Source organism: Pseudomonas sp. A39 (assembly GCF_058145955.1).
Genome location: NZ_JBYVMD010000055.1, coordinates 23,511 through 34,284 on the forward strand (window position 1 = coordinate 23,511; position 10,774 = coordinate 34,284).

Sequence of the window (10,774 nt, forward strand, 5' to 3'; positions counted from 1 at the left end):
CTCAGTTCTCCTCGATATCGGTCGGCAATGGGCGTGGCAGATCATCGCCAGCGGTGCCATCGAGCCAGTCGACCTTGGCCATCTTGCGCACCACGACAAACTCATCGCGGTTGCAACCGACCGTGCCGTAGTAGTTGAAACCGTAAGCCTGCTGGGCGTAGCCGCCGATCATGTGGGTCGGCTTGAGCACCACGCGGGTCACCGAGTTGTGGTGGCCGCCACGGGTCTTGGTGGTTTCCGAACCGGGCACGTTCACGATGCGTTCCTGGGCGTGGTACATCATCACCATGCCTTCCTTGACACGCTGGCTGACCACCGCACGGGCGGTGAGTGCGCCGTTGACGTTGAAGCATTCGATCCAGTCGTTGTCCTCGATCCCGGCGCGCTTGGCGTCGATTTCGGAGAGCCACACAATCGGGCCGCCACGGCTCAGGGTGAGCATCAGCAGGTTGTCGCTGTAGGTGCTGTGGATACCCCATTTCTGGTGCGGGGTGATCCAGTTCAGGACGATCTCGGTCTCGCCATTGCTGCGCTTGCCCTTCACGCCTTCAATGGTGCGGGTGTTGACCGGTGGCCGGTAGCTCATCAACTGCTCGCCGAACGCCTGCATCCACGGGTGATCCTGGTAGAACTGCTGGCGACCGGTGATGGTGCGCCATGGGATGTTTTCATGGACGTTGGTGTAGCCGGCGTTGTAGCTCACGTGCTCGTCTTCCAGGCCGGACCAGGTCGGGCTGGAGATGATCTTGCGCGGCTGCGCCTGGATGTCGCGGAAGCGGATCGCTTCATGGGCCTTGGAGATCGCCAAATGGCTGTGGTCGATGCCGGTGAATTCCGACAGCGCGGCCCAGGCTTTCAAGGCGACCTTGCCGTTGGTTTCCGGGGCCAGCGACAGGATCACTTCAGCGGCGTCAATCGCCGTGTCGATTTTCGGCCGACCGTGGCTGATGCCCGCATCGCTTTCGTGATGGTTCAGCTCGCCGAGGAACTCGACTTCTTCATCGGTGTTCCAGTTGATGCCCTTGCCGCCATTACCGAGTTTTTCCAGCATCGGGCCGAGGGACGAGAACTGCTTGTAGATGTTCGGGTAGTCGCGTTCCACCACCGCCATGTTCGGGGCGTTCTTGCCCGGTACCGGCGCCACACCGGCGCTTTTCCAGTCGGTGCCGCCGAAGGGCTGGGCCAGTTCACCGACGCTGTCATGCATCAACGGCACGGTGACCAGGTCTTGCTCGACGCCCAGGTGACCGACCGACATGGCCGAGAACGCCTTGGCGATGCCTTTGTAGATCTCCCAGTCGGAGCGCGATTCCCACGCCGGGTCGATGGCCGCCGAGAGGGGGTGGATGAACGGGTGCATGTCCGAGGTGTTCATGTCGTCTTTTTCGTACCAGGTCGCGGTCGGCAAGACGATGTCGGAATACACGCAGGTGGAGGACATGCGGAAATCCAGGGTGGTCACCAGGTCCAGCTTGCCGATGGCACCGTCTTCGACCCATTCGGCCTCGGTCGGCTTGCATTCGGTGCTGTGGCCGATGTCTTCGTTCATCACGCCGTTCTTGGTGCCCAACAGGTACTTGAGCATGTACTCATGGCCCTTGCCCGAGGAACCGAGCAGGTTGGAGCGCCAGATAAACATGTTGCGCGGGAAGTTCACCGGGCTGTCCGGTTGTTCGCAGGCAAAGCGCAGGCTGCCGTCCTGCCAGGACTTCACCACGTAGTCTTTCGGCGTCATGCCGGCGGCGGCGGCGTCACGGCAGATGTGCAGCGGGTTGGTGTTGAGCTGCGGTGCACTCGGCAACCAGCCGGCGCGTTCGGCGCGGATGTTGTAGTCCAGGGCGTGTTCCGGGAACTGCGATTTGTCGGCCAGTGGCGAGAGGATGTCGTGCATGCTCATCTTCTCGTGGCGCCATTGCGAACTGTGGCCGTAGAAGAAGCTGGTGCCGTTCATCTGGCGTGGTGGGCGGTTCCAGTCCAGGCCGAAGGCCAGGGGCAGCCAGCCGCACTGCGGGCGCAGTTTTTCCTGGCCTACGTAGTGGGCCCAGCCGCCGCCGGTCTGGCCGACGCAACCGCAGAGCATGAGCATATTGATCAGCCCGCGGTAGTTCATGTCCATGTGGTACCAGTGGTTCATCGCCGCGCCGACGATGATCATCGAGCGGCCCTTGGTCTTGTCGGCGTTGTCGGCGAACTCGCGGGCGATCTGGATGGCTTTCTCGCGGCTGACGCCGGTGATCGCTTCCTGCCACGCCGGGGTGCCCGGCACGCTGGCGTCGTCGTAGTCCTTGGCGACGTTGTTGCCGCCCAGGCCACGGTCGATGGCCAGGTTGGCGGCGGACAGGTCGAACACGGTTGCGACTTTGGCTACCGTGCCGTCGGCCAAGGTCACGCTGTGCACCGGCACACGACGGAACTGCACGGCATCGCCGGCCACGTGCTGGAAGTAATCGTGGGCTTCGCCGGCGAAATACGGGAAGGCCACTTCGGCAACGTCGTCACCGATAAGGCTGAGCTTAAGGTCAATCGCGCGGCCTTCACCGCCTTCTTTGGCGAGGATGTTCCACTTGCCCTTCTCGCCCCAGCGATAGCCAATGGCGCCCTGCGGCGAGACCAGTTCGCCGCTTTCGTCGAGGGCGATGGTTTTCCATTCCGGGTTGTTGTCCTGGCCGAGGTTGTCGACCAGGTCCGAAGCGCGCAGGAAGCGGTCCGGCTGGAAGCCTGCACCGGGTGCAAAACCGGTCATGGGCTTGAGCATCACCAGCACCGGCAAGTCGGTAAAGCGCTTGGCGTAATCGGTGAAATAAGCGCTCGGTTTATCCAGGTGAAATTCCTTGAAGATCACATGGTTGAACGCCTGGGCCAACGCGGCATCGGTGCCCTGCTTGGGGTTGAGCCACAGGTCGGTGAGCTTGGCCACTTCCGAATAGTCCGGAGTGATCGCCACGGTCTTGGTGCCCTTGTAGCGCACCTCGGTGAAGAAATGCGCGTCCGGGGTGCGGGTCTGCGGAACGTTGGAGCCCCAGGCGATGATGTAGTTGGAGTTGTACCAGTCGGCCGATTCCGGCACGTCGGTCTGCTCGCCCCACACCATCGGCGAGGCCGGTGGCAGGTCGCAGTACCAGTCGTAGAAGCTCAGGCACACGCCGCCGATCAGCGAGAGGTAACGCGAACCCGCTGCGTAGCTGACCATGGACATGGCCGGGATCGGCGAGAAGCCGACGATGCGGTCCGGGCCGTACTGCTTGATGGTGTAGACGTTGGAGGCGGCGATGATCTCATTCACCTCCTCCCAGTTGGAACGAATGAAGCCGCCCATGCCGCGCTTGCTCTTGTACGAGTCGGCCTTGACCTTGTCCTCGACAATGCTCGCCCACGCCTCGACGGGTGACAGGGTCAGTCGCGCTTCACGCCACAGCTTGAGCAACGGCTTGCGGATTTTCGGGTACTTGAGGCGGTTGGCGCTGTAGATGTACCAGCTGTAGCTGGCACCACGCGGGCAGCCACGCGGTTCATGGTTGGGCAGGTCGTTGCGGGTGCGCGGGTAGTCGGTCTGCTGGGTTTCCCAGGTGATCAGGCCGTTCTTCACGTAGATCTTCCACGAGCACGAGCCGGTGCAGTTCACACCGTGGGTGGAGCGTACGATCTTGTCGTACTGCCAGCGCGAGCGGTAGACGTTTTCCCAGTCGCGGGACTCCTTGCGGGTCTCGCCGTGGCCTTCGGAGAACTCGTTTTGCTTGCGGTTGAAGAACCGCAGTTGATCCAGTAAATGACTCATGGTGCTTTCCTCATCAGGCGTGCCGTGGGGTGCGTTGCCCCGGCGAATTCAGGTCGATCAGCAGGGTGTGGCGCAGCCCTTGCGGGCGTACCACCACCAGGTCACGACGATGCAGCTCAGGTAGAAACCGACAAACATGTAGAACGCCATGGCCGGGCTGCCGGTAGCGGCCATGGAGGTGCCGAAGGACTTGGGAATGAAGAACGCACCGAACGCGCCCATGGCCGAGCTGAAGCCCAGCACCGCAGCGGATTCCTTGCCGGCGTTCTTGATCGCCTGTTCACGCTCGGCGGCGGATTTGCCGGCGCTGGCTTTCTCGTGCTGGGTGCGGAAGATCACGGGGATCATGCGGAAGGTGGAACCGTTGCCCACACCGGTGGTGATGAACAGCAACATGAACAGCCCAAGGAAGCCGTAGAAGTTGCCGCCCTGCCCGTTCTGCGGCAGGAAGTGCAGCACGCCGAACACCATTACGATCATCAGCACGAAGTTCCACAGGGTCACCCGCGCGCCGCCCATCTTGTCCGCCAGCCAGCCGCCGAGTGGACGTACCAGCGCGCCGACCAGCGGGCCAAGGAAGGCAAATTTCAGCGCGACCACGTCCGGGAACGAGGTCTTGATCAGCAGCGGGAATGCCGCCGAAAAACCGATGAATGAACCGAAGGTCGCCAGGTACAGCCAGCACATCAGCCAGTTGTGCTTGCGCTTGAAGATCACTGCCTGGTCACTGAACGACGCGCGGGCGCTGGACAGGTCATTCATGCCGAACCACGCGGCCACGGTGACGGTGAGGATGAACGGCACCCAGATGAAGCCGGCATTCTGCAGCCACAGCTGGCTACCGTCCGGCAGCGTTTGCGGTTGCCCACCCACCAGGCCGAACACGCCAAAGGTGATCACCAGTGGCACGCAGAATTGCATCACCGAGACCCCCAGGTTACCCAGGCCGGCGTTCAGGCCCAGGGCGGTGCCCTGCTGGGCCTTGGGGTAGAAAAAGCTGATGTTGGACATGCTGGAGGCGAAGTTGCCGCCGCCAAAACCGCAGAGCAAGGCAATCAACACAAACACGCTGTAGGGCGTGCCCGGGTCCTGCACCGCAAAACCCATCCACAGCGACGGCAGCAGCAAGGAGGCGGTGCTCAGGGCCGTCCAGCGGCGCCCGCCGAAGATCGGCACCATGAACGAGTAGAACACCCGCAAGGTGGCGCCGGACAAGCCGGGCAATGCGGCGAGCCAGAACAGCTGGTCGGTGGTGAAGCTGAAGCCGATGGCGTTGAGGCGCACGATCACGGTGCTCCACACCATCCAGACGGCGAAGGCCAGCAACAGCGCGGGGATCGAGATCCACAGGTTGCGGGTGGCGGTCTTCTTGCCGCTGGCGCCCCAGAAAGCGGGGTCCTCGGGGCGCCAGTCGTGGATCACCGGGCCCGAACCGGGCTTTTGCGCAATGGACATGATCATTCTCCTTGGAGAGCTTGCTTGCCGAGCAACGGCTGTTTGCGAATTTCACTGAAGTACATCCAGGCCAGGGACACCCAGACCACGCCGTACATCAACATGAAGCAGGAGGAACGCACGCCGGTGAGGTCCACCAGCGCGCCGAACAGGATCGGCAGCACAAAGCCGCCCAGGCCACCGGCCAGGCCGACGATGCCGGACACCGCGCCCATGTTTTGCGGGTAGTCATTGGCGATGTACTTGAACACCGAGGCCTTGCCGAACGCGAAGGCGATGCCCATCACAAACAGCAGCACGGTGAACAGCGTGGGGTTGAGGCCGATATGGAAATCAAGAGGACCGTTGACGGTCGTCACCTGCAGTTGCGTCTGCGGATAGCTGAGCAGGAACAGGCACACCCAGCTCACCCACAACACCCACCAGGTCACGCTTTGCGCACCCCAACGGTCGGACATCCAGCCGCCCACCGCCCGCAGCACGCCGCCGGGCAGCGAGAAACACGCGGCCAGCAGCGCGGCGCTTTGCAGGCTGAAGCCGTATTCCTGCACGTAGTACTTGGTCATCCATAACGCCAGGGCCACGTACCCACCGAACACAATCGAGTAGTACTGGCAGTAGCGCCACACGGCCGGGTCTTTCAGGCTCTGCAGTTGCTCGCGCAGGGTGGCGCCGCCGGCGCTGCGGTGCGCCTTGTTTTCGCTGGTGAGAAACCAGAACAGCAGTGCGGTGATAAACAGGATGGCGCCGAACACCTTGGGCACCAGGTGCCAGGTGCCGAGGGCGATCAGTGCCGGGGCGAGAAACTTGGTGACGGCCGCCCCCGCGTTACCGGCGCCGAACACGCCCATGGCGAAGCCCTGGTTATCTTTGTCGAACCATTTGGCGACGTAGGCGATGCCCACCGAAAACGAGCCGCCGGCCAGGCCGACAAACAGGCCCAGCACCAGGAACTGCCAATAGGCGGTGGCGTAGGTGATCAGGTACAGCGGCAACACGCAGGCGAGCATCAGCAGGAAAAACACGATGCGCCCGCCAAAGCGGTCGGTGAGCAAGCCCAGCGGCAGGCGCACCAGGGAGCCGGTCAATACCGGCGTGGCGGCCAGCAGGCCGAACTGGGTTTCGTTGAGTTGCAGCAGCTCTTTGATGGGCACGCCGAGCACGGCGAACATCATCCACACCATAAAGCAAACGGTGAAAGCCAGGGTGCTCATGCCCAGCACCAGGCCTTGTCTCATACGGGGTTGAGTCACGGTAAGCGCTCCAGAAAGTGATTCCATGAGCGCAGGTTAGGGGCCAGACCCCCGTGTAACTTGACCCAGATCAACGTCCGCCTGGGGGGTATCGGGCTATGCTGGCCCCGTCTACCTCCAAGGAGGTAGACGAAAGAACAAGAGAAAAGCTTTATTTATCAACGGATTGCTCTCTTGTGCCGGCTTTTATCCGTGGGAGGGTTCGCCGGCAATTCTTTAGAGGTAGTGCGCCAGGGAAGGCCGTGTCCAGCCCCCTTTCCGGTTTCAGGTGCCCTCATGCCTCTGCATTGCCTTCGTCGATTACGCCGTCATGCTTGACTGGCTGCGCAGCTCCCTGCCCGCCCGTGCCGGCCTGGCGGTGATCCTTATCGCCATCCTGGCCCTGGCCAGCTCCCTGAGCGCCGGGCTGATCGCCTGGTTCAGCCAGGGCGACGCCGCCGCGATCAACACCGCAGGCTCGGTGCGCATGGAGACCTACCACCTCAGCTGGAAACTCGCCGCCGGTGCCCAGCCGGGTGAGATCACCGAGGTCAGCCAAAGCCTGCAACGGCGCCTCGACAGTCAGTCGCTCAAGGCGGTCTTGGAAGACGGCCCCCAGAGCGCCCTGCTACAGAGCTACCAACAGATCCAGCAACGCTGGAACACCGAGCTGCGCCCGGCGGTGCTGCGCGGTGATGCGGCCTTGTTCCAGGCCAGCGCCCCGGCGTTTGTCGAGCAACTGAATCACTTCGTCAGCCTGTTGCAGCAACAAAGCGAACGCAAACAAGGCTGGCAACAGGGTATCCAGGGCCTGGCGCTGTTCAGCACCTTGATCATCCTGCTGATCGGCCTGTACGAACTGCAATACGGGGTGGTCAACCCCCTGGAAGAGTTGGTGCACGCAACCCGGCGTTTTCGCGACGGCGACTTCAAGATCCGGGTCAACCACCGTTCCGAGGACGAGCTGGGCCAACTCGCGCTGAGCTTCAACACCATGGCCGAAACCATCGAAGCCTCGCACCGCACCCTGGAAAGCCAGGTGCAGCTCAAGACCCTCAACCTGCAACAAGCCAACGCCGCCCTCGAACTGCTCTACCAAAGCAGCCGCAGCCTGGCCACGCGCCTGGCGAATGCCGAGGGCCTGGATGAACTGATCCGACGCTTCCAGAAACGCCTGCCGGGGCTGCGCCTGTCGTTATGCCTGCAAGGCCACTTCCTGGCGCCGGCCCAGCAGATGCTCGCGCTGCATGGCGAGAACAGCCGCAACGTCTGCGCGGTCGGTGACTGCGCCACCTGCGAGCGTCATCACGCCGCGCCGCCGCAAGTGTTCAGCATCAGCAACCAGGGCGCGGAACTGGGCGAACTCAAGGCGCACTTCCTTGACGGCCATGCACCGCAGGATTGGGAAAAACAACTGATCCAGGCCTTGGCCAACCTGATCGGCACCTCACTGTCCCTCAAGCGCCAACGCGAACAGGACCACCGCCTGTTGCTCCTCGACGAGCGCACCATCATCGCCCGCGAACTGCACGACTCCCTGGCCCAGGCGCTGTCCTACATGAAGCTGCAAGTGAGCCGCATGCAAACCCTGATCCGCCGTGGCGAACCGGTGGAGACCCTGGCCACCGTCACCGGCGAACTGCGCGACGGCCTGAACAACGCCTACCGCCAACTGCGCGAACTGCTCACCACCTTCCGCCTGCAAATCCACGATGCCGGGCTGGTGCATGAGTTGCAGGACACCGCCGAAGAATTCTCCCGGCGTGGCGAGTTCCAGGTGCACCTGCATGTGGACGCCCTGGCCTTCCAGCTGTCGGCCAGCGAACAGATCCACGTGTTGCAGATCACCCGCGAAGCGCTGTCCAACTGCCTGCGCCACGCCCATGCGCAAAACGCCTGGCTGCAACTGCGCCAAGTCGGCGAGACAGTCAGCCTGAGCATCGAAGACGATGGTCGTGGCTTCAGCGGCGAGGTCGACCGGCGAGAACACCACGGCCTGACCATCATGGACGAACGCGCCCGCAGCCTGCACGGCGACCTCGACATCAGCCCACGAGCCCCTCAGGGCACTCGTGTGCAACTGCGTTTCCAGCCGGAATTCCTCGGCCACTCCCTACAAGGCACCGCCTCATGAACACCGCCATTCGCCACCGGATTCTGTTGGTCGACGACCACCCGATGATGCGCCACGGAATGCGCCAGATCCTCGAACTGGAAGACGACCTGCACGTGGTCGGTGAAGCCGGCAACGGCCAGGAAGCCCTCGACCAGATCCAGAGCCTGCAACCGGACCTGGTGCTGCTGGACAACAACATGCCCCAGATGAACGGCCTGGAAACCCTGCGCCGCCTGCGCGCCATGGACTATGCCGGCAAGGTGTTGCTGTTTACCGTGTCCGACGCCGAAGACGATATTCGGGATGCACTGCGCCTGGACGCCAATGGGTACCTGCTCAAGGACATGGAGCCGGAACTGGTGGTGGAATTTATTCGCGATGCGCTGCATGGGGCGCTGGTGATCAGCCCCGGATTGACACGAGTGCTGGCCCAGGCGTTGCGCTCACCGCAGCCGCATGCGGCGGTTGAATTGACCGAGCGGGAGCGGCAGGTGTTGAAGACGATTGCCAGTGGGTATAGCAATAAGGTGATTGGGCATAAGTTGGGGATTACTGAGGGGACGGTGAAAGTGCATGTGAAGAATTTGCTGCACAAGTTGGGGTTGCGGTCGCGGGTGGAGGCGGCGGTTTGGGCGATGGAGCATTTGAGGCAGGTGGGGTGAGCGTTGGGGTTGGGTCTGCGGTGTGCATATCCGTTATCGGCTATCGGGGGCAAGCCCCCTCCCACATTTTTAACCGAGTACGGCACACGCAACACCGGTCGGCTTCAAGGCCGCCGCGCTTTTGCTTTTGATCTGAGGCGCCCCGTCAAACACGCTGGCCGGGCCCCATACCCGCCGTTACCGCAGAAACGGATATACACACCGAGGTACCCCCTCAGAGGCATATCCAAACCCACCCCAGGCCCCCTACCCTGACCACCCGCGGAGGCCCAAACAATGCTCACCCATCCCCAAATCGTCCTGACCCTACGCCGTCACCACCTCTTCACCCAACTCCCGGAAAAAACCTTCCAGGACGTCTGCACCCTGGCCAACCTGAAACGCGTGCCCAGCCACACCCCCTTGATGCACCAGGGTGACCCCGCCGACCGTTTCTTCCTGCTGGTCAGCGGCCAGATCAAACTGCATCGCGTCACCGGCGAAGGCCAGGAGCACCTGGTGGAAATCATTCAACCCGGCCAGACCTTCGCCGAAGCCCTGCTGTTCACCCAGGCCAAGGCCTACCCGGTCAGCGCAACGGCGCTCAAGGACTGTGTGCTGGTCAGTATCGAAGGCCAGCACTACCGCCGCGCCCTGGAAGACCAGCCGAAAATCTGCCTGGCGATCCTGGCGAGCATGAGCATCCACCTGCACCAGCGCCTCAAGGACATCGACACCCTGACCCTGGCCAACGCCAGTCGCCGGGTGATCAACTTTCTGTTCCAGGAGCGCGATGCCGTCAGCGGCGACGTAGTGCTGCAAGTGCCTAAACGACTGGTGGCGTCGAAGCTGGGGATCCAGCCGGAAACCTTTTCCAGGATTCTGCACCGGCTGGTGGAAGGTGGATTGATCGAGGTGCAGCGGCGCACCATTCGAATCCTCAGTGAAGAGGAACTGATGGGCTACCAGGCCGGTTAATGCCCGCTGCCGATCATGTAGAGTTTCGCCGTGGGTCATGGGGTTTCTACGCGATGACGCTGGAGGTGGGAGGTGTTGCATTTGGCGGGTACATATCCGTTGTTTGGGTAACGGCTGATATTGGTTCCGCTTTTACAGCGGGTCACTTTTGAAAAGAGCCCAAAAGTAACCAAAAGGCTCTTGCCCCAACACTCGGTGCCTCGCCTAGGCTCGGCATGCCCTCACTCCGGCTTGAATCCGTGGGCCGCCGCCACGCGCCATCCATGGCGCGGGGCGGCTAACCCGGCGTCCTGCCGGGTTACCCACGGATTCAAGCCTGCGTTCGGCCAGCGTGTTTGACGGGGCGCCTAAGATCAAAATCAAAAACCAGATCAAAAGCAGATCAAAAGCAGGCTGATATCTGCCTGATGTATGGAGATCAAACTGTGGGAGGGGGCTTGCTCCCGATAGCAGTGGGGCAGCCACAGATGCATCAACTGACACACCGCTATCGGGAGCAAGCCCCCTCCCACATTTGGACCGCGATCGACAGACGCAACTCCGGTCGGCTTTAAGGCCGCCGCGTTTGCCTTTGCTC

The 10,774-nt window shown here is 62.4% G+C and carries 6 protein-coding genes; 3 read left to right on the forward strand and 3 right to left on the reverse strand.

Features of this window, described 5'->3' with window-relative positions; genetic code table 11:
• Window position 1: 1 nt before the first annotated feature.
• From AC3ZU9_RS27655 to AC3ZU9_RS27665, 3 genes are read right to left on the reverse strand one after another with little or no spacing between them, the layout of a single operon-like run.
• Window positions 2-3,775, reverse strand: coding sequence for a nitrate reductase subunit alpha (locus tag AC3ZU9_RS27655; RefSeq protein WP_064054570.1), 3,774 nt, complete (start codon window positions 3,773-3,775; stop codon window positions 2-4).
• A gap of 57 nt (window positions 3,776-3,832) precedes the next feature.
• Window positions 3,833-5,230 (reverse strand): NarK family nitrate/nitrite MFS transporter, encoded by a 1,398-nt coding sequence (locus tag AC3ZU9_RS27660; RefSeq protein ID WP_064054571.1) that lies wholly within the window; start codon window positions 5,228-5,230, stop codon window positions 3,833-3,835.
• 2 nt (window positions 5,231-5,232) lie between these two features.
• Window positions 5,233-6,483 carry an MFS transporter gene (locus AC3ZU9_RS27665; RefSeq protein WP_490091616.1) on the reverse strand — a complete coding sequence of 417 codons (1,251 nt, stop codon included), beginning with the start codon at window positions 6,481-6,483 and terminating at the stop codon, window positions 5,233-5,235.
• Between the two features lie 310 nt (window positions 6,484-6,793).
• Between AC3ZU9_RS27665 and AC3ZU9_RS27670 the strand changes: the two genes are divergently transcribed.
• The 3 genes from AC3ZU9_RS27670 to AC3ZU9_RS27680 all read left to right on the forward strand — a co-directional run bounded on the left by AC3ZU9_RS27670 (window position 6,794) and on the right by AC3ZU9_RS27680 (window position 10,197).
• Window positions 6,794-8,596 (forward strand): HAMP domain-containing protein, encoded by a 1,803-nt coding sequence (locus tag AC3ZU9_RS27670; protein WP_236383228.1) that lies wholly within the window; start codon window positions 6,794-6,796, stop codon window positions 8,594-8,596.
• Window positions 8,593-9,240 (forward strand): two-component system response regulator NarL, encoded by a 648-nt coding sequence (gene narL / locus AC3ZU9_RS27675; RefSeq protein ID WP_102060749.1) that lies wholly within the window; start codon window positions 8,593-8,595, stop codon window positions 9,238-9,240. The genes AC3ZU9_RS27670 and narL overlap by 4 nt, the downstream gene beginning before the upstream one ends.
• A gap of 276 nt (window positions 9,241-9,516) precedes the next feature.
• The gene (locus tag AC3ZU9_RS27680) at window positions 9,517-10,197 is read left to right on the forward strand and encodes a Crp/Fnr family transcriptional regulator (RefSeq protein ID WP_102060750.1); all 681 of its coding nucleotides are present in this window, start codon (window positions 9,517-9,519) and stop codon (window positions 10,195-10,197) included.
• Window positions 10,198-10,774 lie beyond the last annotated feature (577 nt).

Excerpts from the sequence above, each read along its gene's own strand:
- AC3ZU9_RS27655 (WP_064054570.1), bottom strand. The coding sequence starts at position 3,775 with ATGAGTCATTTACTGGATCAACTGCGGTTCTTCAACCGCAAGCAAAAC.
- AC3ZU9_RS27660 (WP_064054571.1), bottom strand. The coding sequence starts at position 5,230 with ATGTCCATTGCGCAAAAGCCCGGTTCGGGCCCGGTGATCCACGACTGG.
- AC3ZU9_RS27670 (WP_236383228.1), top strand. The coding sequence starts at position 6,794 with ATGCTTGACTGGCTGCGCAGCTCCCTGCCCGCCCGTGCCGGCCTGGCG.
- narL (WP_102060749.1), top strand. The coding sequence starts at position 8,593 with ATGAACACCGCCATTCGCCACCGGATTCTGTTGGTCGACGACCACCCG.
- AC3ZU9_RS27680 (WP_102060750.1), top strand. The coding sequence starts at position 9,517 with ATGCTCACCCATCCCCAAATCGTCCTGACCCTACGCCGTCACCACCTC.